Below are 24,650 nucleotides of genomic sequence, written 5' to 3'. Positions count from 1 at the left end.
GGATGGGCTTCAGCGAGACGGTGCTGGTGACGGAAAAAGGCCCGGAACGCCTGACCACCATGGAGCGCAAGCTCTTCTCGCGTATATAAGCACTCCATTCAAGATGGCAAAGCACATGCGACCAGTCGTAGGCATCGTCAGCTACTTTTCGATGAAAGCCGGCGGATTTCCCATGAACCGCGCCGCGTGCGGGGCGCTCCAACTTTTGAGAAGCAGGAGCCAATCAAACAACAAATCGATTTCAACCGAGGTCCGGCCAGCGCGGTTCGGGTGGTTTGGATCACGAGGGGACCTCCCCAGTCACGCTGAGAGCGACCATGTCGTCAATCGCGGCCAAAATCGGCTACATGGTGCAGACGCTCAAGGACTGGGTGAGGAGGGGCGGATGTGGACAGCGATGTGCTTACCCCACGCGCGGGTGCGGAGAAGCTCGCGGAGGGCGGATAACCGCCAGTTTCGGCAAGCCAATGAGATCTTGCCTAAGGCTTCCGCTTACGGGCTCGAACGCCATTCAAACGCTGATTGCCTTTGTCGACCATCAAGCCGGCGGAGATTGCCAAAAGCGACAAGCCGCGCCTGCCCGCTGGATCACGCCAACCGCCAGCGCCGGCGCCTGAATTTGGGTGTCGGATATGCGGCGATCTGAGCCGGCTTTCTCTATGTCGCCTTCGTCACCGACGCTGCACCCGGCGGTCGCGACTCGACGGGCGTCAGCCTTGGGGAATGCCGACTCCGAAGTACCGCGTGTAGGCGATGTCGAGCATGCGATTAACCAAACTAGGAAAGCTGTGTCCGGCGGCCCTCGCGACCAGGGGATAAAAGCTGTTCGCGCCGAGCGCCGGCATGGAGTTGATCTCCAACACAAAAGGCCGGCCGGACCGGTCGATCCGGAGGTCAACGCGGGCATAGTCCCGGCATTGGCAGGCACGGAAGGTCGCAACCGAAATATCCCGCAGCGCCGTCGCAAGCTTACTATCGATTCGCGCCGGGCAAATGGTCTGCGGCGCCGCGACAGCCATGTGCTGCTTGTCTTCCCAAGTCACAAGACGCGTTTCACGGTCGCCGAAGTCCAGCTCAATCAGAGGCAGCACCTCGGGTTCTCCATTTCCCAGCAGTGCGACGTATATTTCTCGCCCCTCAATGTATTCTTCCACGAGGACATCCTGTTCATATTGCGTGACAATACCTTCCACGGCGCGTCTCAACTCAGCAGGTTCATGCACGAGCTGCAATCCGCAGCTGAGGGATTCGTGGCGCGGCTTCACTACCACTGGGAATCGAATACCTTCGGTGCTCTCAGTGCCGGTACGCATCACGCGGAAGTTCGGTGTCGGCACACCGCGATCCCGGATGAGTCTTTTGGTGATAGCTTTGTCGAGCGCCACCCCATGCCCGAGCGGGCTCGATCCAGTGTATGGGACGCCGGCCATCTCGAGCATAGCCGGAACGTGCGTGAGACGGCACTCGCCTTGTATTCCGGCGGCCATGTTGAAGACCATTCCGGAGGGGCGGGCTTGCGGATCAGGTGGCATGAACCGCTCGAGCGTGGCGAGTAGTCCTTTATCGCCTTCGCACAGCAGTGTCTCGTGGCCGCGCCCTTGCAGCGCCGCCACCATCCGTTCCACCATCTCGCGGCCGTATTCCTCCTGACAAGGGTGACCGAACCGGTTGATCACGCCCGTATGATCATGATTCCACACGACGGCTACTCGCATGACCTACTCCTTCGATGTCTTTATGTTGCATTTAACCGTTCAGATTAGCTGATCGAGGTGAACAGCTATGTCCGGCACTTGGTGCCTTCATCGTTTCCATGCAATCGGCGTGCCACCAAAACCTGTGCGAGAAAGAGGGAAAACCGTGTGGTTCGCGTAGCATTGGCGGAATACGTGTACCTCAGCGTGTCGGCTTGCGAACACAGGCGTTTTCATCGGACGTGAGTGAACGCGAGACACATGGAACATTGAATGGCCGCGTTCGTCTATCATGCCACTCGAACGTATGGTCGCGATGAAACTCCCGATTGCGATGTCACCCACGGAGCCGGCATCTGCGGATCGCCTATAAGGAATAACAGGCGCCGCGAAGCTGTTTCACTTCGCCGCGGCGTCGCTGCACGCTAAGTTCGCCGGGGCAGACCACTAATGGATACACGGAGTGTTAGCCTAGTGCACTGCGCAGATGGTTCCTGCGATCGCATTGCAGGTCGTCGCGCAGAGGGGCGACCGCTTGAGTGGGTTCAACTAGTTCACTCGAAGCTGCCATGTCATGGCCATCGACGAGTTCGTCATGGTTCAGGCTTCGACCGCGCTGTCCTGTGTCTGAGAGGTCTTCCCTTAGGTATTGCTTTCTAGCCGATGCATGAGTGAAGAACTGGCCAGAAAGAGACATGCGGGCGAGATCGGCACGAAGCTGCAGCAGGTTGAGTTCTAATTTTGCAGGGCAAATCGATTGCAGAGGCGAACCCAACGATAGGTGACGGAAGTTACCTACTTTCGTCACTGGTCGGACCTTGGGGGGGGTGAAGGCGAATCAGGTCAGGCGGCTGAAAGAACTTGACCGAGAACGCCGGCTCCGACCTGACGCCGGACAAGATGATCCTGGCGGAAGCTGCGCGGGGAAACTTCCAGGCGCCGCCCGTCGCCGTGCGTGCGTGTTGGATATTGTTGCTGAACTTGGAGTTCCCCAATGACGGGGGCGCCGGGTGCTTATAAATCCATGGACCGAGGTTCCGATGAAGTGGCTTTGACCGCCGACATCATCGTGCTCGCCCGCCAATATGGCCGCTACACCTATCGCGCGTCGCCGTGATGCTGCTCTGCGTCTGGAGGTGACCTCAAACGGATCTGGCGGCGTGAGGGGCTGAAGGTTCTCAGAAGCACCCAGACGTGGCCGTCTCTCTGTGACTCAATGACGATCTGTCCATCCGGCTTCGGCTGGAGTATCCTAAAATGTCTGGTCCTCCGACTCGTCGAGGATCGAACCAGCAGTGGAAGGTAATGCGCATGCTCAATGTGATCGATGAGTTCACAAGGCACCGTCGTCAGAGAGCGTGTCACCACTTGAAGGCCGTCGACGTGATCGACTTCTCTCCGATCTGTTCATCCTCCGGCATTCCCGGCCCACGTTCGATCCAATGACGCCCAGAGTTCATGACCAGGCGTCGCGTGATGGCGCCGCTGTCGGGGTCAAAACCGCCTACATTATGCCCGGCACTCCTGGGAAATCGCTATTGCGAGAGCTTCAACTCGAAGGTTCGTGACGAACTGCTCGAGGGCGAATTCTTCTAGGAATCCCGGATCTGAATCGAAGAATGTCGCCAACACAACAAGACCCGGACCAGCTACGCCGGCCACCCGTACGCAAAGACCAAGCATGCACCAACGTTCAACATGGATCACCCGATAGGGGCAGGCCAGCTTCGCCTGGCGGTGCGGAGACGTAGCAGGACGCGTAAATATAGCCGGTCGTGCGCTCTAGGCGGTCTTCCATGCCGAGTTTGCTCATAGCCTTCAAGATTGCGCGCCGTTCCACTAGTGTGGAGAAGCGGCGCTGGCGCTGTCTGAACTGGTCTAGGTGCTTAGTTTCTAACCCGAAGCCCCGAAGGGCCGCGGCGATGTCGTCATAACTGAAGGGATGCATTACGAAGGCGACGACCCACGGGCGTGACGTCGCCGAGGCGTCATACACGCGCGCAAAGGTTCGCTCGGTGGCGTAGCCCACACAGCCTGTGCTGATGAGGATGTCCGCATCCTCGAGGGCGCATCGTTCCTTGACGCTCAAATCACGTGTTTCCAAGTCTGCCGTTACTCCAACCTCCAGCAGGCCCAGGGTCTGCGCATACCTGACAGCCCGGAATGATGGATCCACGCCGACGAACTGGATATCGTCGCGGAGACCGCGATCCCGAAAGAAAGCGCGATGCTCTAACTCCTGTCGTCCCGAGAGCGATCCTCCGGATTTCAGATAGGCAGCATACAAATCGTCGAGATCGAGATCGGTGCGCAGTAAAGCAGCGTTGATGCCATAGGAGCAACCGACGTCGATTATTTTCAAACTAGTCTTGTTTCGAACACGTCGATACTCGGCGAATATCCTTTCAAAGACCGGTTTGGCCCGATCTGAAATCACATAATCTAAGGCCAGATGCGCGCGAAAATAGGCGTGCGGCCACCTGCGATTATACGCTGCCGTGAAATCATGCTTGTTTCCCTGAATGTTGCCGCGCATTGCACCTGCTGGCGCCATTGTCCACCTCACTGATCTCTGGCCTTGCCGTCGCAGCAAATGATTCGGACGGTTCTGCCTGAAGCGGAGAGGAGCAGCGAGCGAATCCTGGTGACTGTGGATTTACCGATCCCTCCGTTCCCACAGGATACGTTCTGAGACTGACCTGACATGCTGATTTCCTTCTACTCGTCGATGTTCGCAGGTGTCCACGATATGAAGATCGGCGGCAGCCCTGCCGCCTCGCGACAAACGAGCTTCAAAAGTCGTGCCAACCGGGCAGAAGGGCACAGAAAAGACCGTTCTGGCTGCCGATCAAAGCGTCAAATGAGAGTGCAGCAGAAAGCCCAGCACAAAAACACAGTGTCTCGTATTCGACAAAGCCGACAATAGCTGATCGCGCAGCTGATCGCGCCGCGGAACCCAGATGGTTTACGACCGCCGCGATCTTAGCGAGGCGCATCGATCTCGCCCAGAGTCTGGCCCAGGCAAATACCCAAAGCTACTGGTCCAAGAAGATTGTGCGACCGCATCCTTATACCGACCACCGCGCAACGGTCAGAAGCATGTGAAGCACATCATCGCCAAGCGCTCTGTCAGCTATGCGCTCTATCGCGATCCATCGCACAGAAACGTGGTGTAGGGGTTGCCCCCGAAGAGGGGAGCTCCGAAAGACGCGACGGAATTGAGGGTCCCAGTTTCAGGCCGAGCTCAGGCTCACGGGCCTTGCCCTGCTGTGCCGCAACATCACCGAGAAACCCACAATTCAGTCGTGTAACGGTTCCTTGAAATGAATTTACAGAACCTTTGCGCCTGCAAATAGCTGACCGTGCTACTTACCACATGTCCGGGGTCGCACGGCTACAAAAGCTGATGCCTGTTAAGCTCGGACCACAGCACAGCACGCAATGGAGGTCAACGCCGATGGCAAAAAGAGCGCTTATTCTGATTGAAGGCCATTCAAGGGACACGGGCCTGCGATACACGAAAGCGGCCCAGCGTCTTGGCCTTCATCCAATTACCCTGTCGACCGATCCAGCTCAGTACGATTATCTTGCGGAGGAAAAGCTTGAGGCCACCCGAGTCGATACCGAAAATCTTGATGCGCTGATCCGCGAATGTTCCCGGTTAAGTGAGACGTATGACATTGCTGGCATTACGGGCTTTGCGGGCAATGACGAGTCGGTCTCTGCGACAGTTGGCAAGCTCTGCCAGCACTTCGATCTACCGGGGCCGAACCCCGTATCGATTGAACGATGCTGCGACAAATACACTCAACGTCAGCTCCTCGCGGAGGCCGACGTTCCAATACCTGCTTATCACTTGGCAGCGAATGCGACGGAGGTTGAAAGCTTTGCAGTGGAGATCGGGCTGCCGGTGGTTATTAAGCCAGCCGTGGGCAGCGGCAGCATCGGTGTCCGATTGTGCCGCAATGTGGAAGAGCTGGCCGAACATACGACCTATCTGTTGGGCGGGGATCCCACGCGGTCTTCCCCGATACTGGTCGAAGAATTCGCACAAGGCCCCTATTATTGCGCTCATATGATGGGAAACGAGGTCATTGGAATTGTCGCCTCTGACTTTGGCCCGCCACCGCATTTCGTCTTCCATCAGTGCATCTGCCCAGCCCCGCTGAGTGATGACCAGCACAAGCGTATCGCCGATCTTTCGTTGAGCTGTTTGCGGGCTCTCGACCTTGGCTGGGGGCCAACGAATATTGAATTCCGGTGGACAAAGCGTGGCCCAGTCGTCATCGAAGTAAATCCGCGTCTTTCCGGCGGTCCTCTCTCGGTTCAGCTGGCTTACGGCATCGATCTCACCAGCGAGCACATCAAACTTGTCATCGGCGACGAATGGAATTTGCACAGAAGCCATTCGAATGTTGCGGCGTGGCGGGCCCTACTTCCTGATCGCGATGGCATCCTCGATTGGATCGACGGAGACAGTCGCGCGGCTGCTATACCCGGTGTCGCCGAGGTTAAGTTGTACGTCAAACCCAAGACGCTGATCGTAAGGAAGGGAGATTACCGAGACTCTATCGGATATGTAATGGCCGTTTCACCCTGCCGTGCTGGGACCGAGGCGATACTTCAGAGTGCCGTCGACTTGATCCATTGGTCTATTACGCCTTCTCCGACCCCTGATGGAGATTAGAATCTGCGTCCCTTCCCCCCTGGAGCGGCGCAGCTAGCGCCAGCTGACAGACGTTCTCGCCGAATAGTTGGACAATTCACAGCAGGTGAGCGACGGGGTCTATAATGGGGTCGCCGCCTCGATAAGATTAGCCGCATGTCGCTAGCCATTCGGAACTGTATTCGTCTCATTGATCCGAGCAGTCGGGAGGTGATGCGATGGCAGGTAGGGTGGCGGACGAAGGTGGCGCTGAGCGATGAGGAGCGCTTTCTCGAAGCCCAGGTTCGACGGTACAAGGCGGCGCCCTCGCTCTCGGACCAGCGCCGGATGATCCTGTTCTGCGCCGAGGGTCTTCAGAGCAAGGACGTCGCCGAGCGGCTCGGGGTGCATGAAGACACGGTGGGCAAATGGCGCAGGCGTTTCGTGCAGGACTGGATCGAAGGGCCCACTGATGAGTATCGCCCTGGACGCCCGCGCCACTCTGTCGGACACACAGGTGGCCGAGGTGATCGAGCGCGCGCTGAACACCACGCTGAAGGACGCCACCCACGTCGATCCGTTCTATGGCTGCGGCGACATCCTGTCGCATACCACATCCGCCGGATCTGGACCGCCTTCGGCCTGCAGCCGCACCGGAGCGAGGCGTTCAAACTCTCTGTATCGCAGCAAAACCCGCCGAGGCTCTAACGGCAGCCGGATGAAACTTCAGTGGCATGTATGGACGGCCTCCGCGTGGCAAGGGCTTTCTGACATTGATGACAGGTTGGTCGGGTGCAGGCATGTATTCGGCCTTTGAGTGCGGCCTGTTCATGCCGCTGGCCTTGATGAAGTCCGCGGATCGGATCCCAGACAGGTCAACGCGCTTTTTGAGCGGCACCCACTGAGCGGGTTTTTCCGATCCCGGTTCGACCGTCGGTCATCACACCATCAGCACCTCACCAACCTCTGCGCATCCTCTGCGACTACGTCACTACGCCGGTGAATCCGCGAAGCGCTTGCCCGTAGTCATCAACGCCCAGACGATCCGGGCCATCTTGTTTGCCAAGGCCACCGCAACGACGTTGTACGGCTTTTTCGCCAGAAGCTCGGCAGCCCAGCGAGTGGGTGCCGCTTTGCCCTTACGACAGAAGCGAAGCACGGCATGGGCTCCCACAACAAGAAGGCGACGGATGTAGGGATCGCCTTGCTTGCTGATCCGCCCGAGCCGATCCTTTCCTCCGGATGAGTTCTGTCGCGGCACCAGGCCAAGCCAAGCCGCGAGTTGCCGGCCGGATTTGAACAGGGAAGCATCTGTCACGGTCGCAACGATTGCGCTGGCGGTGATCGGACCGATGCCGGGGATCGTTTCGAAGCGACGGCTCAACTCGTGCGAACGATGCCAGATGTGAATCTGTCGGTCCAGCTCACCGACCTTCTCGTGCACCTCACGCAATTGCTGTACCAAAAGAAAGAGGGCCGATCGGGCAAGCGGGGGAATGAGGTCGTGCCCCTCGTCCTCAACCAACGCGACGAGCATGCTCAGCCCTGTAGCACCCTGACGAGTGATGATGCCCAACTCCGCCAAGTGGCCGCGCAAGGCGTTCACCAGCATTGTCCGCTGCCGGATCAAAAGCTCGCGGACGCGATGCAGCATCAACACGCTCTGCTGCTCCTCGCTCTTTGTCGGAACAAAGCGCATCGTCGGTCGCGTGACCGCCTCGCAGATTGCCTCGGCATCCGAAGCATCATTCTTCTGCCGCTCCACGTATGGCTTGACGTATGACGCAGGCATCAGGCGAACCTCATGCCCCAGAGCCGTGAGGACACGAGCCCAGTGATGGCTCGTTGCGCAGGCTTCGATGCCGATCAAGCACGCCGGCAAGGACGTAAAGAATGCGACTACATCGTCGCGACGCAACTTCCGGCGGACAACCACTGCGCCCTGCGCGTCAACGCCGTGCACCTGAAACACGTGCTTGGCGACATCCAGACCGATTGTGCTAACCTTCTCCATGGACGGCTCTCCCTCATGTGACTTTCGACAGCCACACTTTGGCACATTGCGATGCCGGGAGCGGAGGCCGTCCACCTCATCAGGTCAGTCCGACAGGTCAGTCCGACACCAGGGACGGTCGTCAACCGCGCAAACCGTGTCACCCTTGAATTGCTCGCGAAGTTTCTGCCGGGCGGCGAGCAACACCTCCATGATGTCACGTAGCTCCGGGATGTCGCCGGAAAGGTCCTGGATGCGATCCCCAAATTTGGCAGCGCCGACAATGCCAACCTGAGACCGAAGTTACGCAACAGGCCTCGAATGTCATTCTCAATTGCGATGGCCTTTTCCTGCAGCAACTTGCGGGCTGTCAACAGGCGCCCGACGTTCCTGCTCATCAGCGTCTTGACGTGCATCGGCCGGAACACAATTAACCCGCATCATCTGCGCGATGCCGCGCGCATCGTTGCGGTCGCTCTTGTTGACCTGCGCCTTGAGAAAGGCCTTCGCATGACGGGTTACGATGCAGATTGCAGGTAGTCCGGCTCCCGCCAGACCACTGAACAACCATTTGATAAGGGACCAGCTTCAAGCCCGATCCGGGCCAGATTCCAGGCGGGGTTCTTCAACGCCTCAACAAGATCGTTCGGATGGCTCGCAAGCTTCATCTCTCGGCAAATGCGGCCTCCTTCATCCACGATGCAGACGGCCGTCTCTTTCACCGAGACGTCCAGTCCGGGATAATGCCTCATGCTGCGCTTCCTTTCCTGATGCTTGTGGCTGTTCACGCAGACCACGTTTTATCATCAGCGCGAAGCAGCACCTCAAACACCCGTTCAAGACGTGGGACAAAGCCGAATACCCCATCTAAACACCTAGTTGAGTGTCCTGAACCTGCCAAACCAGTCGTGAACCAGATCGAGACGTCTCCCTGATCCCGTCATGTGGCCGCCCAAGCGCCACGGCGAAGAGAAACAAGTGACCCGTGGACGTCCGAAAAAGTGCAGGAGCACCTTGGGGACAACGACCCAATCAAAAAGGATCTCAGATGTCTTTCTGACTGGATAATTCGTCGACTAGGACCCGCATGTTTTCCGAATAATCCACCGGCGTGCTGATAAGATGGATACCGCCCGCCGCAAATGCCGCTTCGAGCGTCGGCGCGAGATCGTTGGGGCCTTCGATTCGTCTGCCTTCGATGCCGTAGGCCTTGGCATAAGCGACAAAATCGGGATTGCCGAAGGTCATGCCGAAATCGCTGTAGCTATTTACAGCCTGTTTCCAGCGGATCATCCCATAAGCGTCGTCCTGTAGGATGAGCACGACCAGCCGATGTCCGAGGCGGATCGCCGTCTCCAGTTCCTGCGAGTTCATCATGAAGCCGCCGTCGCCGCATATAGCGAGAACGCGACGTTCCGGACAGAGCATCGCGGCAACGATTGCTGAAGGCAGCCCTGCGCCCATGGTGGCGAGCGCATTATCGAGGAGAAGCGTGTTGGCTACCCGGGTGCGGTAGTTGCGAGCGAACCAAATCTTGTACATTCCGTTGTCGAGGCAGACGATTCCGTCCTCAGGCATAACCTGACGCACGTCGTGCACGATTCGCTGCGGCGTTAGGGGGTACCGGCTTTCCTTCGCCCGGTCGGCGATCCTGGTCAGGATCCCCTCACGCAGCCCGAGTAGCGCACCGGCGTTGGGCAGCCTTCCCTCGAGGCGGTCGGCAAGCAATCTCAGGCTCGGTCCAATATCGCCCACCACCTCTGCACATGCGAAGAATACCTCGTCTACCGTCGCCGGTAGATAACCCACATGGAGGACGGCCGGCCCTTTCAGCCTCATCAGAAAAGGAGGTTTTTCGACGGTGTCATGGCCGATCGAGATGACGAGATCGGCGCGATCGATTGCCCGATGCACGTAATCCCGCTCCGATAAAGCGGCCGTGCCCACGTACAGTCGGGACCCGCCCGATACCGCGCCTTTACCCATTTGCGTGTTGAAGAACGGAATTTGCAGGCGCCTCACGAAGTCCGACAGCTCCGCAGTCAGGCGCGGTCTGTTTGCGGCTGCACCCAACATCACCAGCGGCCGCTCGGCCTTCAGGATGAGCTCTGCCGCACTATCCAACGCCTCCTTGGCCGCAACGGGCGGGTTGATCAAATGGGGCGGCACCATCGGTGGGACCACGGCCAGTTTCTCGGCTGCGATATCTTCCGGGAGTTCGAGATGGACCGGCCCTGGCCGCTCCTGTTGCGCTACCCGAAAGGCTTCACTCACGATGGTCGGAATTGTCGCTGGGTCGACAATCTGGCGCGCCATCTTGGTCAGCGGCGTCATGGTCGAGACCATGTCCACGATTTGGAATCGCGCCTGGGTCCGGCTGCGTATGCACTTCTGCCCGGTGATCATGATCATGGGCATCGCGCCGAGCAGGGCGTAGGCTGCGCCCGTCGTGAGATTCAGCGCGCCGGGACCGAGCGTAGCCAGACAGACACCGGGCTTTCCGGTAAGCCGCCCATGCGTAGCCGCCATGAACGATGCCGCCTGCTCGTGGCGCGTCACCACTAGTTTGATCGAGGAATGCCGTAGTGCTTCAACAACGTCGAGATTCTCTTCTCCGGGAACGCCGAAGATCTGCCGAACGTTCTCGTTTTCAAGTGCAGATACAAGCAATTCGGCGCCGTTCATTGGTGTCGTCCTCGGCTAACGTTTTAACCAGCCACTCTGAGCTGACCTTCCAAGCGGTTTGCGAATAGCGACTTGTGCCCACTCTGAACTGCTGCGCCGGTGGGGTGAACCGGGTCGAAGCAACACGGGGGCGGCACAACCAAACTTAACGCGCTCTTCAGTTTGGCCCCCTCTTCTGGTACATGAACATTCAGTACCCTTCGCCCAGCATTGAAGGAGGGACGTGCGATGAGCATGGGCGCCTCCTCATGTTTTGCACGGTCACCCTCTCATTGGTTTGCAGTTTTAATTGGTGTTGAGCGTCGTTCCGGCCTTCTGCAATAGGCCGGAACGACGCTTTGACGAAGCGGGTAGCTGTAACCGCGAAGGGAATCACTATGGAATAATCGAGCAAGCGATCAAGGATCGCGGTTGCCACCACAGGACCGCTAAACGCACCGCCCCATTCGACAACGCAGCGATTGGAGGTGATGAGGATTGACCCCCACTCATTCAAGTCAGGCGCCATGCACACGCTGATCGGCAATCCGCGCATCCACCGGTCCAGATGCGCCTCGAAGGCCGTCCAGCTCTCGAACTGGCGGCCGGCTATCGCATTGTGCTTGACGGAGCCGACCCGCATTCGCCCCTCCCTTTCGTACGCCCGGAGAGGCGCACAACCCGCAGCGTAGGGGCCAAATAGTGTGCAGCCGCATGTTGAACCCCACCTCCAGCGTCGCCGCATCTTGATGTTCGACCAGCGCCTTCGTACAGTCGGACCCGCCGAAGCGAGGGAAGGCTACTTGCATCCTCTCGAACCACTCCGTCTGGCGCTTCCGAAGCGAGGGACGGATATGCAGCCGACGCGAGCAACCCGGCGTTGTCATGGCGGAAGAAAGGCTCCCGCAGCAAATCGTCCAGCCGACGCTTCTTGCCGCAGGTTCAGAAGTCCGCCGCCGCTGCAAGAGAAATACCCGGCCGCCCGCCGGCTTGCCGGCTCGGGAGACCCGGTTTTCACGGCGGAGACCGCATATCGGTCGAGCGGTCATCATGGGGTGATTGTCTCCTCGGTCCGTGCCTCAGCGCGTTTCCGAATAGCTCCGCATATCTCGTGCCAAAGAGAAAATGATTTAAGAAAATGCGATCGCGCTGATGACGCTGAGTGGCTCATGTCCGACACAGTCGATAACCCGACAATATCAGAGCGTAGACGCTTGCTCCTGCGCGAGCTCGGAGTATATGCAGTGGAGCTGATGCGCCTCCTTATGTTCCATAAGCCGCTCTCGAACAGGATACCACTTGCTCGCTTCAGGAGAGGAGTGGAAGAGTGCTGCAGCAGGAGCACCGTGTTTGAGAAAGATCGGCCACTCATTTAGCGACCCCCCATTCCCCGCCACTGCATCAAAGTGCGCAGTCTTGAGCGTGAGGACGATTGAATCCGAAGTTGACAAGGTCGATGGCTCGCCGTTCACGAGCATCTTTCGCAGCAAGGGTGAGCGTGTCAGTCCTTTCGTTGCTAAGGTGGCCAATAGCTGACTAGCACCCAAGAGGAGACTCAGTTCGTCAGAATCTTGGGGGCCTCTTGATCCAGATCAGGACCGTCTCGCCGTCGAAAGCGTTATGATCCTCGGAATGATCGCATATCGGGGGCGTCTTTGTTTGCGCAATCACTTTTGAGGTTTTTTTTATGAATACTGATATTGCGGCTCGCAGGTCCGATGCGATCGCCCGCGGGGTCGGCGTGACTACACAGGTTTATGCCGACAAGGCGCTCAATGCCGAAATCTGGAACGTGGAGGGACGGCGTTATATCGATTTCGCCGCAGGCATAGCAGTAGTCAACACCGGCCATCGTCATCCAAAGGTCGTTGCAGCGGTGAAAGACCAACTCGACCGCTTCACGCATACTTGCCATCAGGTCGTGCCTTATGAGAACTACGTCCGGCTCGCTGAACGGTTGAATGACGCCGTGCCTGGCAACTTCAAAAAGAAAACGCTCTTCGTCACAACCGGCGCTGAAGCCGTCGAGAACGCCGTCAAGATCGCCCGCGCCTCTACAAACCGCAGCGCGATCATCGCCTTCACCGGCGCCTTCCACGGCCGCACCTTCATGGGTATGACGTTGACCGGGAAGGTCCAGCCCTACAAGGCCGGTTTCGGGCCGATGGTGCCCGACGTCTTCCACGTCCCATTCCCCATAGAGTTCCATGGCACCACGATCAACGAATCGCTCTCCGTGCTCGACAAGCTTTTCAAGGCTGATGTTGATCCCGACCGCGTCGCTGCGTTTATCGTAGAGCCAGTGCAGGGCGAAGGCGGCTTTTATGAAGTGCCGTGTGCATTCATGGATCAGCTGCGCGCAATCGCTGACAAACACGGCATCCTGTTGATCGCAGACGAAGTACAGACCGGGTTTGCCCGAACCGGTAAGCTCTTCGCCATGGAGCACTTCGGTGTCTTTCCGGACATCACCACCATGGCCAAGGGTCTCGGCGGCGGATTTCCTATAGCAGCTGTCACCGGTCGGGCCGAGATTATGGATGCACCGGGACCGGGCGGCCTAGGTGGCACTTATGGTGGCAGCCCGATCGGCATCGCCGCGGGAAATGCTGTCCTCGACGTGATCGAAGAAGAGGGTTTGTGCCACCGCGCCGAACAACTCGGCGTACGCCTGAAACGGCGGCTGCAATCGCTGAAGGATGTCGTTCCGCAGATCGCCGACATCCGTGGTATGGGTCTCATGAATGCGATCGAGTTCACGGTCCCCGGCTCAAGAAAACCTAGTGTAGAATTCACGAATAGTGTCCGCGAGAAGGCGCTCGAGAGGGGCCTCATCCTCCTGATCTGCGGCGTTTATGGAAACGTCATCCGCTTCCTCCCCCCGATCACTATCGAGGACTCAGTATTTGCCGAAGCACTCGACATCCTCGAAGAAACATTGCGCGCATGTGCTCAGGAGGTCTGACCGCGCGAAAGTTCTGATACGAGTTCTTCCAGGCTTAGGCAGCCCTCAATGCTGCCGACAAGGCGATGATAGCGGGCGAGTGGTACGCAGTGCGTTAACGGAAGAACATTTGAACGTCACCAACCACCGACCGGGGATCTAGCGCCGGGGGACAAGAAGCGACGTGGGAACTGCTCGCGCCATCGAAGCCGCCCGTCCGGCGCAAAAGGTTTGGACCAAGAAAATAGGATGGCGCAAGTCGCAAATAGCCATTTGATTCCGTTCGAACTGGCCAACCTGCGTCGGCATCTTGCCGACTTAACCCGCAGTCTACAACTTCGCCGCAGGTGACGTTGCCCCTGACTGCGAGCCCGTCCAGCGAATTCGTTTCCGGCGCGATACGTTGCTGAGTTTTTTGAGCGGGCGGCGCCTGCTGTGGTGGCAATGAACCTTGCGCTGGATCACAATGGATCGTCAGGAAGCTACAGGCGCTGTGGCACAAATGTGCGCCTGATCCCGGCACAGTTTGCGAAGCCCGCGTTCAGTCGAACAAAAGCGACATCATCGAGGCCGAGGCCATCGCCGAAGCCGCACGCGGCCGACAATGCGGTCTGCCCCGAGGAGCAAACTGATCTCAACGCTTCGTATCGCGTGCGCGACCAGATGGTCCTCACGCGAACGCGTCTTATCAACCAGATGCGAGCATTCTGCTTGGAGTACGGCATAGCACTGGGACAGGGAGCGGGTCTGTTCAAGCTGGACCTATCGCAGGTGCTCGACGACGTGTCGAATTATCTCTCGCCGGCAATGCGCAGACGGACCTTTCCGCGGACCTGCGGCGGTTGGAGCAGCGTATCAGCGAGGTGACAGAGGGAGACCCTGCGATCGCAGATCGAGAGGATGTTGCCCGCCGGCTCATGACGATTCCGGGAATTGGCACTCGGAGCCACGGCCGGCGGCCGGCGGCAGCGGGCGCCAGTTCCAGAAGGCTCGCTAATTGCCCGCATGGCTGGCCTTAACCCGCGGGAACACTCGACCGGGGCAAGCCGAAGCTCCTCGGTATGATCAAGCAACGGGAACCGCTATGTTCGCAAACTTCTCGTTCATGGCGCGCGATCGTGCTTCCGTCATCTGGATCGAACACCGGGATCGGCTGAATGCTGGCTTGATGGTCTTCAGAGCCGGATGCACCCGAACAAGGCCGTTGTTGCCTTTGCCGCCAAGACGGTGCGTATCGTCAGAACGCAGGGACCCTGCTTTCACCTAACGCTTGCGGTTGATTGCAAGGCTCGGGAATAGTCATGGACCCAGCCGGAGCCGTGGATCAGCATGCCATAAGCCCTGTGAAAAAAACGGGCTCGTGCCCGAACCATTTCTGGGAACGGCGTGCGCGGCTGCAACAGCAGTCCACTCGCGAGAGGATACATTTATGCGACTGGAATCGTCGTCGACGATGTCACGAACCCTTGCATCAGCGGGGCAGACCATACATCCTTTCCCATAAGATCCTTCAATGAGGCATGGTCGAACATGGCGAAGCCGCTTCAGCCGCGCATCCTGCGGAGCTCGAGCATCCATCCACCGAAGCGGGCCTTTCAGTTGTAAATCGAGGCGTCGCTGACCACGTGCTTGGCGGCGCACAGATCGGCAACCGACACCCGGCCTTATGTTCCTTCAAAACTCTGATGATGTGCTCTTCAGACAAGCGGCTGCGCTCCTTGCCCTGATCCTCCCGGATGGCCAGAGCGAATTTCAACCCGGATTAGATCAGAGGGGCAAGGTCACAGGCCCAAGACCCTCAAAGGCCCCACGACCTGCGAGTTCATCTGCAAGGAATGAGTTTCCCGGCCGGATGTCCGAAGGGCCTTTGACTAGGGGCATCCTATGAAGCAGTTGATGACTTCACTGTCGGCAAAAACAGTGGGCCGCTGTCGGCAGCCCCTCAGGTCCACCAGAGAACAAGATCAGGCCGCGCAAATCCGAAAAAGCAATTCAGCAGCACGCGACGCTTTCCGTTGCCCGGTTGACCGGTAACCCCGTGAACGAAGCCGCCATCGATCAGGGCGATATCGCCGGCCTTGAGCTGGATCTCGCGGCAAGGAACGGCTTCAAGATAGGCTGCCGAATAGGGATATCCTGTTGTCTCCACATCCTGCGACTTTCGGTCGGCGACGTTCGGCTTATGGCTCCAGAGGCGAAGATTGCCACCTTCCTCGGGCATACTGGGATAAAAGTTGAGCGCTGCGACGGTATTGTGCGCCACCGCAGAAAGCTCGTAATCGTTACCAGCCCATAGGACTTGAGCGACATCGTCGTGGGGGGCCAAAGAAAACATGCCTGTGCCAGTCCAACTGAGGGCGCGACAGACATTGGCCTTGCCGCGTTCCGAACGGGCGAGCCGCAATTCGATACCCTGGCTGTGAAGCTCGCGCTTCAACGCGCCGAATACGGCTCGGACTGGGTCAACCAAATTCCCAAAAAGGGCGTTGACGTAAGGTCGCGCAGCTTCCGCATCTGCAAAATAAGTGGCTGCATCCTTCCTGTAGTGTGATGCGCCGACATATTGTCCGGGCACCCCATCGTTACGCTCCTTGAGACCGGCACTACCAACAAAGTTCGTGGTGATCTTCTCGGCTACTTCGGTGCTGAAAGCTTGCTTGATGTGCAGAGCGGTGAGCTCACCTTTCAGGACCGAGATGATCTCCGCAGTGTTGATCGAGCCAATCCGTTCTCTGATCGAAACCGGGGAGATGGCTGGCACTTGAGATATCTGACTAGGCATTGTCCTGCTCCTGTAGTGCGTGGTCAAGGATGGTGATGCCACGATCGAGTTCGGCATCGGTGATGGTTATCGGCGGGAGGACTTTGATAACGTCGCGATTTGGCCCCGAGGATTCGATAAGAAGGCCATTTTCGAATGCGACATCGTGCACGCGGCCGACAAGTGCCGGTGAACGGCATTTCAAGCCGGCCATCAGACCGCGGCCGCGCTTCTGTTCGATGTATCTTGGAAATTTCGCAACCAAGCGATCGAGGTGCGTTTGCAGCCTGAGGGCTGTCCGCTCGACACCTGCAGTAAATTTCCTATCCGACCACATCTTGCACATGGCTCCTGCCGTCACGAAGGCGAAATTGTTGCCTCTGAAGGTCCCGCTATGCTCTCCGGGCTTCCATATGTCCAAGTCGGGTCGAATCAGAACGATGGACAACGGACTACCTGAACCGCTTAGCGACTTAGAAAGACACACAATATCCGGTTCGATTTTCGCGGACTCGAATGAGAAGAAATCGCCAGTTCGGCCCGCACCCGCCTGAATGTCGTCGACGATAAAAACAATGCCGTGCGTGCGGCAAATTCGCTGAATTTCCGTGAGCCAAGCCGTGGATGCGGCGTTCATGCCGCCTTCTGCCTGGATGATCTCCAGAATGATTGCGGCAGGCTTTTCTATGCCGCTCCCCGGGTCACTCAAAATGCAGTCGATGTAGCTGACGGAATCGAATGCTTGGCTCGGATAACCGTCATAGGGAACACGGATCACATCGTGGCGAGCAACGCCTCCCTGTTCCCTGGTTGAGGCCGAACCCGACACCGCCAGAGAGCCGAGCGACATCCCGTGAAACGCATTCGTAAAGGCCATGACGCTCGAGCGGCCGGTGCATTTTCGCGCCAGCGCGAGCGCCGCTTCGTTGGCGTTCGTGCCGGTCGGCCCAGGAAACTGAATCTTGTACGAAAGGCCTCTGGGTTTCAGGATCCAATCGACGAACCCTTCAATGAAGTCACGCTTTGCCGCCGTATGCATATCAAGCGACAGAAGAATGTTCTCACCGACGAGATATTCAATCGCTGGCGCCATAATATCCGGATTGTTGTGCCCGTAATTGAGTGCGCCGGAACCCACCAGGAAATCGATAAAGGGCTTACCCGTCTCGTCCCAGATCGTCGCCCCAAGGGCCTTCGTAAAGACGGTGGGGAACGCCCGGCAATAACGACGAACGTTAGATTCATGAGCCGTGAAAGCGTCGCCGTTCATATTAAGTCCTCTGCACATAGTCGTTCAAAGAAGAGAGCTGTTTAATGGCTAGTGGTTTGCGGCAGATGTTCGCCGTTTAACATTGAAGCAGAATACCGAAGCTTTCGTTGGTCTGGTGATGCCGGGATCCTCATCGAATATTGTTGGGTTGCGTTGCCCTCCATTCGGATGCCTTCAGAGAATGTGCTCCAACAAGATGGCTTCTATAGCTTCCGCGAAAGCACCGATACTATGGCATCAGGTAGTTGACGTACCCACCCATCGCTACCCATAGCGCCTCCGGACAATGAATGAGTCCAAGGACGATTAGCAGGGTCGCGTCGCCAGAGGTTGTGTAGCTCGGCGGTAGCGAAGCCGCTCGCGAGCGCGCCCCCTCAATAGCGCCGTAGCGAGCGAGCGGCTTCGCGGCGGTCATCAATATTCGCCGTTCAACCTCGGGCTGCGGACACCAACCTGATTCAAGAAACTATTTGATGACCGATGACACAGCGAAAGCCACGCTCTCTTTGAGAAGAATGCGGATTCCGATCTCTTGCGCGATGACTGGCCCGAGCCGCCGGATCAAGAGGGCGGGGCCGCCGTGGACCCCCTTGACGGAAAGCCCGTTCGTAGGCCAGGCGGAAGCAACCGGGAGACGCGCTGGCGAAGGGCCGCATCGGTTTCGAGAACGTCCACTACCGCGACGGCAACCATCCCCGGCCGCAGCTGGGCTGCTGCCTTCAGGCGAGTCGAAAAGGAGATCGTCCGGGAGGGTGAAGGCGTTGACGAGGTGAGCCGTGAGTAAGCAATCAAGCTCTGATCGGGATCGACTAACACTGTTTCCATCCGACCGATGGTTGACCTGTGATCGGCGTTACCTCAAGCTAGGCAGGCCGACAAGCTCGGTTGGAAGGCGAAGACCTTTCGATGAGCTCGTCTCCGAAATGCTCGAGACCCACTGCCGCGCCTACAGGAACATACTGGCGTAACGTGAAAACACGATGGCGTCGCGGGCAGGTGCATCTGTCGTGGGGCCATCCGCACTGCCAGGCACGCCCTCTCGGCCGGCATGCACTCAGGTCCGGTCGTTTGGGTCGGCGAATTCACACATCCTGCAAAGCAGAAAACCATCTGCTCCATTCATGCGGTCGACGATTTCGCGAAAAACTGGCTTTTCAAACAGAGCGGAGTAACCCTCATATAGAAGGTTGCCCAATACGTGACGCCGTTCAAAATCCATAGAGCACAGGGTAACGTCGCCGTTTGGAAGAAGAACATTCCGATACTGTCGTGCGTCCACGCAGGTTAGGGCTCCGACCACTGGCTGACGTGGTGCAACGATCTTAGGGTCGACGCTTCCACCCCTACTGCTCACCGGCCGCGCTTTTATCAGGGCTTCGGTAGGAATAATGTCGGCTATATCTGGGTGGGGCTCGCCCAAGGCCACGAATCGGATCAAGGGGATGTCCGCGTCGACGAGTTGACGAACCAGATCGCGATACTTGTCTCCGACCAGGCGGCTGTTCATGTAGGTGCCGTCATCGAAAACATGGACCACGAATACGCCCAAGCGCAAGGCTTGCAATCGTTGCAGGTCCTGCCCGTTCATTCCCACCAGCGTCGTAAAAATCCTGATGCCATGGCCTTTGGCGAAGGCGTGCTCCACCATTTCGGTACAGTCCGGATTGAGCCAAGGTTCGGAGTATCCCGCAAAACCAATGTCGACGGAAGTCGGTACGCGGGCCAGACACCGCTTGAAATCTTCAAGATCCAGATGACTCGCATGAGACACTTTTCTTTGCCGGACCGCGAACTTGTCCTGGGGACAATATGAACATCCTACGACGCATCCCGTGGTCGTCGTTATCTCCAAAACCCTGCCGGCTGTGTTTGCTGAGCGAAGTTCCGGTAAAATCACTGGTGATTACTCCCATCTACTTCCTGCGAAGCGCCACGATGGTGTGCGTGTGCCTTTGGCTTTCTGATACCGCCTGCTGATCTACCGAGGCAACGCAGACATCTACCCTTTTTGGCAGCCTAAGCCGCCCGGTTCACCGACTTGCCGGGCCGACCTTCACAAACTTCCAGCGCGTCGGACCAGAGACAGCATTGCATCTTTCGAGGCATCACTCGCTCCGGAGATGTAGCCTCAACCGTTGGTCGCTGGCCCGTCGCCGAGATGCGCGCGCAGCACCCTCGAACCCGCCGGAGAGAAGCTTTCTGGATGCCGTCGATCATCCTTCATCGAGCGAGTTCCGTGTTCTCATGCGGGTCAGCCCTCACACTATATTGCCGCACATCGACCAGCAAAGGCCGAGCTAGTGCGCCTGGCGCGCAGTTACTGCGAGATAGGCTTCGAAAAGCCCGACAGAGCTAAGACGCTCCGCTGTATTGAACCCGACATGTTTTCTGACAGCTGTCAGATTTTGGACACACATCACTCATCGTCAGTCGCTTAATACGGATGGTAGTTTCTTCCAGGAATCGGTGACATTGAACACCACCCTGTCATGACCGCCCAATCTCAGCGAAGCGAACTCAGCATCGCCACCAGGACCAAGCCTGAAGATAAATCCGCCATAGCAGCGTCAACGACATTTTGCTTTCGAAGCCGGATGGATTGCACGAGGTGATTCGCGCCGTGATGCAGGAGGTGCTCGAGGCCGAGATGGACGAGGCGCTGGGTGCTTCGAAGAGCGAGCGCACGCCGGAGCGTCTCGGCTATCACGCGCGCTACTACGGGCGGAGAACTAGCTGCGCACCTACGGCGGTTCGATAATCCCAAGGTTCAAAGCTTTTACAACAGCTACCGTTCTGCTGGTCGCATCCAACTTCCGCATTACATTTTTTAAATGGAAATCTATCGTATTTCGTGATCTGCCTAAAATAGTTCCTATTTCCCAAGATGATTTTCCTTGTGACACCAAATCAATGCACTCTATTTCTCTCGGAGACAGGTTATGAGCTCGTTCCGACGCAGTCGTAGTGTCGAACTTCGTAACCATCCGATGAAACCGCAGCGCGGCCATTTGCAGGTAGGTGATCGCTCTATTCTGCAATTCGCAGTCCGAGGATTGAGCAAAACTCACAAACCTAAAGCTGCCACCAGGGCCATGTAATGGGACGGTAACGCCTGACCTCAAGCCGAATGTTGCTGCTTCGTCCAAGACGCGGCGTCCATCTTCAGTTATGTTTTCATCAGTATACACCTCGCTCCATCGAAAGGGTCCCGCCTCCTTTCGACCTTTCTTGATGAGGGGGTCTATTTTGGCATAGCCCATTCTCGAGTAGCGCTCCTGCCATTCAGCGGGATAATTCCACATCACCACAGAACCCTCTCGGTTCGGCTTGAAAGCCCTCTCTGATGCGAGCGGCCCATAGGCAATCCACGGGCAATCGAAATTCAGCGCAAACGCAGACAACAGTTCGAACAACTGTTCGGATTGAGCGACATCATCAGTCATCTTGAGGAATAGGTCTAACTCCACCGCAATCCGCCGGAGTTCCATGATGTCTCCTTCATTGCGTTCTCATTGGTGCACAGTTTGCTCCAACCCAGCCTCGCAACATCCGAAGTCAACGGGACTCGAGCCGGAGTTCCTTCCGCCACCTGGAGTACCCTCAAGAGTCGTGCCAGCTTGCGAGCGAAGCTTCTCCTTCAGGTCGTCAATCGACGGGGGAGGTACCCAGGAGGCGAACCGACAGCACTGTGTCGGGGAGCGCACAATCCGACAGTCGAGCATTCGATTGACGGAATATGGGCAGGAAAGTATTCGCGGCGCGCTTTTGAAATCAGCACCTAAGTGCCGGGCCTGAGAAAGCTGCATTGCAACTGTACTTATTTGATCGAGGCAAGAACAAGCTCAAAATTCAATCGATACATCGACCTTCTTTTCCAATCTCCCGAGTTGAGCAGCCGTAGCAATCGTATTCGACTGGATGGCGGCTGACTTTCTCCAGGCTCGGTAACCTGCTGAATTTGTCCTTCGGATGTTCCCGCTCAGTTGGCACGACTTTTGAACTCACCGTCGTGAGGCGGCAAGAGCTGCCCGCCAAAATTGATGCTGTTATGGGGGAGGTCGAAATTCCAGTTTTGTCTTTTATCGTCTTTGGGACCGAGCGTGTTGATGCGCCCGCTTGGAAACTATGAGACGTTTCCCCGTCCATGGGCGCGGCGCCACTTGTCGCGACGTTTTCGCCTTCACTGTTCGCCTCTGGAACAGGCAGCCGGCCCGGCTCGCGATCATCATGACCGCGATGCTCGCCTCCACGCTGGCTGACGTGTTGATGCCGCTCTATTCTGGCCGACTCATCGACGCTGTTTCTCGTGCTGCTAATGCGGCAGCACCAGCTTCGGATTCAGCTGTTGCAGCATTCTCTGTACCGATTGCATTGGCACTCGGTTCCATTGCCATGCGCCACGTCGCCTTAATTGGCCTGAACGACCTGGTGTTGAAAATGATTTCCGATGTCGCGACCGAAGCGTTCCATCATGTGCAGCGTTTTTCGACAGACTGGCATGCAAACAGCTTCGCCGGCTCGACAGTGCGCAAGATAACGCGCGGCATGTGGGCGCTCGACCTCCTCAACAGCACGATACTCGTCACGCTGCTCCCGTCGTTTGTCATCTTGATCGGCTCGACGGTGCTGCTCGGCTGGCACTGGCCGGTCATGGGCGTGATCTTTGCTTGCGGCTCTCTCGTCTACCTTGCGTTTTCGATTTCGCTGTCGCTCGGCTATGTCGCGCCAGCGGCGAGCCTTGCCAACCGATGGGACACAAGGCTCAGCGGCGCGCTTGCGGACGCGGTCAGTTGCAACGCTGTGGTCAAGGGCTTCGGCGCAGAGGTTCGCGAAGACGAGCGGCTTGCAAATATCATGACGAAATGGCGGCACCGCGCGCGCCGGAGCTGGGTGCGCGGAACGATCATCGGCTCAACCCAAGGCGTAACTTTGGTTGCGCTCAGGGTGGCGGTGGTCGGATATGCCCTGCTTCTGTGGTCGCATGGACAGGCAACGCCGGGCGAGATAGCATATGTTCTCACGTCCTTCATCGTCCTGCAGGGCTATCTGCGTGATGCCGGCATGCATGTCCGCAACGTGCAGCACTCGGTTAATGATATGGAAGAACTGGTGGCCATCCACAATCAGAAGGTGGATGTTGCCGATCGTCCAGAGGCCAAGCCGATCCGGATCACGAACGGCCGTATCGATTTCGAGAACGTCCACTTCCGCTACGCCAACCATCCCCTGCCGCTCTATAGCGAATGTTCGCTGTCGATTGAAGCTGGCGAAAGGGTTGGGTTGGTTGGACCCTCCGGTTCCGGCAAGACAACATTCGTGAAGCTGATCCAGAGACTCTACGACCTGAGCGGCGGCCGGATCCTGATAGACGGTCAGGACGTCTCCGAGGTGACCCAAGAGTCCCTTCGTTCGCAGATCGCGATCGTGCAGCAGGAGCCGATCCTGTTTCACAGGTCGCTTGCCGAGAACATCGCCTATGGCCGGCCTGGCGCGAGCCAGGCCGAGATCGAGCAAGCGGCACGGCTGGCAAGTGCCCACGAATTCATCGCGCCCCTGCCGAAGGGCTATGGGACATTGGTCGGCGAAAGGGGTTTGAAGCTCTCCGGCGGCGAGCGCCAGCGCGTGGCGATCGCGCGCGCCTTCCTCGCGAACGCGCCGATCCTGATTCTGGACGAGGCCACATCGAGCCTCGATTCGGAATCCGAGGTGCTCATTCAACAAGCGGTGGATCGGTTGATGGTGGGTCGAACCACACTCGTCATCGCACACCGGCTGTCGACCGTCCGCTCGCTCGATCGGCTGCTCGTCTTCGACCGTGGCCGCATCATGGAGGACGGCGATCATGCCGCCCTGATCAATCTCGATGGTGGCATTTACCGCCGCCTCTTCGAACGGCAGGCGTTGGAACTCGCGAAGGGCCTGGCCTGATCGCTAAACCGGCTTGCGCGATGCGCCGAGCCGTTGCCGGAGAGGGGTGTGGCAGTGACGAGCGGCGGGCGTTAGGCCGGCAAAACAAGCACGGCCGGAACTGTCCGCCAAACGGGCGAGCGGGAATGCACCACGTCTAAGCTTCGGCGAATGCGCGCAGTTACACGCGGGCACCGAATTGTCGCGCCTAACGGCGCACGCACCAAAAGGGCGGGAATGTCGACGGCCCGGGAAGAGTGCGGCCCTCGCCGTTACCCACATTTCGCCAAAGGAAGCGAAGTCAGCACAGGCCGGCTGGGAGCCCTGTCGCTGGCCCAACCTACCGCACGCCGGCCACGTCAACGCTTCAAAGTCCCTTCGGTTCGCACAGTCGTCCCCTTGGAGACCCGGAAGCGCAGGAGCTCCGACCGCAGTCTTCGCTCAACTCTCGCCATCTGCTCCGGGATTGGATTCCGTTCCCTTGCTAGCACTGTGGCAGCTGAGCACGAACTCGCCGGCCTCGTGTCTTTCGATTACGGCCAACGGGCTTAGGAAGAGATTGGATTCGCCGGCCCTCTGCGGAGCGAATGAACAGTTCTACAGATCATCGACGTCCGCGAAAAAGAGCACGCAGCCGAAGTAGTCGGCCTGAAGCAGCAGCGAACAGGCCAGCGTCGTGACGACTGCCACACGGAGCGAATCCAAAGCGAAGTAAACCATCGACGCATTGCTGCACAGGACCAGCCCCACGAGCCGACAAAAAGATGAAGTG

13 protein-coding genes and 5 pseudogenes are annotated in these 24,650 nt (G+C 58.0%); 6 read left to right on the top strand and 12 right to left on the bottom strand.

Features of this window, described 5'->3' with window-relative positions:
* Together EN869_RS34860 and EN869_RS32645 are read right to left on the bottom strand one after the other, a co-directional pair.
* The coding region (locus EN869_RS34860; protein WP_210212877.1) for a hypothetical protein at positions 1 to 223 on the bottom strand (223 nt) is incomplete at its 3' end.
* A 487-nt stretch (positions 224 to 710) separates the two neighbouring features.
* A complete protein-coding gene (locus tag EN869_RS32645; protein ID WP_126097339.1) occupies positions 711 to 1,715 on the bottom strand; it encodes an ATP-grasp domain-containing protein in 1,005 nt (334 codons plus the stop codon).
* A gap of 711 nt (positions 1,716 to 2,426) precedes the next feature.
* On the opposite strand from EN869_RS32645, the pseudogene EN869_RS32640 reads away from it, so the two are divergent.
* The 3 genes and pseudogenes from EN869_RS32640 to EN869_RS32630 all read left to right on the top strand — a co-directional run.
* Positions 2,427 to 3,445: pseudogene (locus EN869_RS32640) on the top strand (integrase core domain-containing protein); the annotation flags it as partial.
* Positions 3,446 to 5,151: 1,706 nt separating this feature from the next.
* Complete coding sequence (locus EN869_RS32635; protein ID WP_126097338.1) at positions 5,152 to 6,381, top strand: acetyl-CoA carboxylase biotin carboxylase subunit family protein; 1,230 nt, start codon at positions 5,152 to 5,154, stop codon at positions 6,379 to 6,381.
* 192 nt (positions 6,382 to 6,573) lie between these two features.
* Positions 6,574 to 7,017 (top strand): annotated as a pseudogene (locus EN869_RS32630) (helix-turn-helix domain-containing protein); the annotation flags it as partial.
* A 313-nt stretch (positions 7,018 to 7,330) separates the two neighbouring features.
* Here EN869_RS32630 and EN869_RS32625 read toward each other — a convergent pair.
* The 5 genes and pseudogenes from EN869_RS32625 to EN869_RS35350 all read right to left on the bottom strand — a co-directional run.
* Complete coding sequence (locus EN869_RS32625; protein ID WP_126097337.1) at positions 7,331 to 8,353, bottom strand: IS110 family transposase; 1,023 nt, start codon at positions 8,351 to 8,353, stop codon at positions 7,331 to 7,333.
* Positions 8,354 to 8,454: 101 nt separating this feature from the next.
* Positions 8,455 to 9,084, bottom strand: a pseudogene (locus EN869_RS32620) (transposase); the annotation flags it as partial.
* Positions 9,085 to 9,376: 292 nt separating this feature from the next.
* Positions 9,377 to 11,017, bottom strand: a complete 1,641-nt coding sequence (locus EN869_RS32615) for an acetolactate synthase large subunit (protein WP_126097336.1) — start codon at positions 11,015 to 11,017, stop codon at positions 9,377 to 9,379.
* A 190-nt stretch (positions 11,018 to 11,207) separates the two neighbouring features.
* Positions 11,208 to 11,525, bottom strand: a complete 318-nt coding sequence (locus tag EN869_RS35610; protein ID WP_281015805.1) for an ATP-binding protein — start codon at positions 11,523 to 11,525, stop codon at positions 11,208 to 11,210.
* Positions 11,521 to 11,871 (bottom strand): annotated as a pseudogene (locus EN869_RS35350) (IS21 family transposase); the annotation flags it as partial. The gene EN869_RS35610 and the pseudogene EN869_RS35350, both read right to left, overlap by 5 nt.
* Before the next feature lie 812 nt (positions 11,872 to 12,683).
* Between EN869_RS35350 and EN869_RS32605 the strand changes: the two are divergent.
* Positions 12,684 to 13,961 carry a 4-aminobutyrate--2-oxoglutarate transaminase gene (locus EN869_RS32605; RefSeq protein ID WP_126097335.1) on the top strand — a complete coding sequence of 426 codons (1,278 nt, stop codon included), beginning with the start codon at positions 12,684 to 12,686 and terminating at the stop codon, positions 13,959 to 13,961.
* 1,921 nt (positions 13,962 to 15,882) lie between these two features.
* Here EN869_RS32605 and EN869_RS32595 read toward each other — a convergent pair.
* The 3 genes from EN869_RS32595 to EN869_RS32585 form a co-directional block, all read right to left on the bottom strand.
* On the bottom strand, positions 15,883 to 16,722 hold the full coding sequence (locus tag EN869_RS32595; protein WP_126097334.1) for a hypothetical protein: 840 nt from the start codon (positions 16,720 to 16,722) through the stop codon (positions 15,883 to 15,885).
* Positions 16,715 to 17,971 carry a diaminobutyrate--2-oxoglutarate transaminase gene (gene ectB, locus EN869_RS32590; RefSeq protein ID WP_126097333.1) on the bottom strand — a complete coding sequence of 419 codons (1,257 nt, stop codon included), beginning with the start codon at positions 17,969 to 17,971 and terminating at the stop codon, positions 16,715 to 16,717. Before ectB ends, EN869_RS32595 begins: the two co-directional genes overlap by 8 nt.
* Positions 17,972 to 19,025: 1,054 nt before the next feature.
* Positions 19,026 to 19,742 (bottom strand): SPASM domain-containing protein, encoded by a 717-nt coding sequence (locus EN869_RS32585; protein ID WP_224571099.1) that lies wholly within the window; start codon positions 19,740 to 19,742, stop codon positions 19,026 to 19,028.
* A gap of 718 nt (positions 19,743 to 20,460) precedes the next feature.
* Between EN869_RS32585 and EN869_RS32580 the strand changes: the two are divergent.
* Positions 20,461 to 20,696: pseudogene (locus EN869_RS32580) on the top strand (transposase); the annotation flags it as partial.
* A 16-nt stretch (positions 20,697 to 20,712) separates the two neighbouring features.
* Here the strand turns inward: EN869_RS32580 and EN869_RS32575 are convergent.
* Positions 20,713 to 21,459, bottom strand: coding sequence for a LuxR family transcriptional regulator (locus tag EN869_RS32575; RefSeq protein WP_126097332.1), 747 nt, complete (start codon positions 21,457 to 21,459; stop codon positions 20,713 to 20,715).
* 637 nt (positions 21,460 to 22,096) lie between these two features.
* Between EN869_RS32575 and EN869_RS32570 the strand changes: the two genes are divergently transcribed.
* Positions 22,097 to 23,899: an ABC transporter ATP-binding protein gene (locus EN869_RS32570; RefSeq protein ID WP_126097331.1), complete on the top strand. Its 1,803-nt coding sequence runs from the start codon at positions 22,097 to 22,099 to the stop codon at positions 23,897 to 23,899.
* A 576-nt stretch (positions 23,900 to 24,475) separates the two neighbouring features.
* Here the strand turns inward: EN869_RS32570 and EN869_RS32565 are convergent.
* Positions 24,476 to 24,598: an exopolysaccharide production repressor protein gene (locus EN869_RS32565; RefSeq protein WP_127230881.1), complete on the bottom strand. Its 123-nt coding sequence runs from the start codon at positions 24,596 to 24,598 to the stop codon at positions 24,476 to 24,478.
* Between the last annotated feature and the right edge of the window lie 52 nt (positions 24,599 to 24,650).

This window comes from Mesorhizobium sp. M2D.F.Ca.ET.226.01.1.1 (genome assembly GCF_004022705.2).
In the GTDB taxonomy this organism is placed as follows: domain Bacteria; phylum Pseudomonadota; class Alphaproteobacteria; order Rhizobiales; family Rhizobiaceae; genus Mesorhizobium.
The sequence above is the reverse complement of the archived record's forward strand: the minus strand, read 5'-3'. Positions and strand labels throughout refer to the sequence as shown.

Bases quoted from the DNA above. Each gene is read 5' to 3' on its own strand.
- EN869_RS32595 (WP_126097334.1), bottom strand. From the start codon at position 16,722: ATGCCTAGTCAGATATCTCAAGTGCCAGCCATCTCCCCGGTTTCGATC.
- EN869_RS32570 (WP_126097331.1), top strand. From the start codon at position 22,097: ATGAGACGTTTCCCCGTCCATGGGCGCGGCGCCACTTGTCGCGACGTT.
- ectB (WP_126097333.1), bottom strand. From the start codon at position 17,971: ATGAACGGCGACGCTTTCACGGCTCATGAATCTAACGTTCGTCGTTAT.
- EN869_RS32645 (WP_126097339.1), bottom strand. From the start codon at position 1,715: ATGCGAGTAGCCGTCGTGTGGAATCATGATCATACGGGCGTGATCAAC.
- EN869_RS32565 (WP_127230881.1), bottom strand. From the start codon at position 24,598: ATGGTTTACTTCGCTTTGGATTCGCTCCGTGTGGCAGTCGTCACGACG.
- EN869_RS32635 (WP_126097338.1), top strand. From the start codon at position 5,152: ATGGCAAAAAGAGCGCTTATTCTGATTGAAGGCCATTCAAGGGACACG.
- EN869_RS32605 (WP_126097335.1), top strand. From the start codon at position 12,684: ATGAATACTGATATTGCGGCTCGCAGGTCCGATGCGATCGCCCGCGGG.
- EN869_RS32615 (WP_126097336.1), bottom strand. From the start codon at position 11,017: ATGAACGGCGCCGAATTGCTTGTATCTGCACTTGAAAACGAGAACGTT.
- EN869_RS32575 (WP_126097332.1), bottom strand. From the start codon at position 21,459: ATGGAACTCCGGCGGATTGCGGTGGAGTTAGACCTATTCCTCAAGATG.
- EN869_RS35610 (WP_281015805.1), bottom strand. From the start codon at position 11,525: ATGGCGCCTGACTTGAATGAGTGGGGGTCAATCCTCATCACCTCCAAT.
- EN869_RS32625 (WP_126097337.1), bottom strand. From the start codon at position 8,353: ATGGAGAAGGTTAGCACAATCGGTCTGGATGTCGCCAAGCACGTGTTT.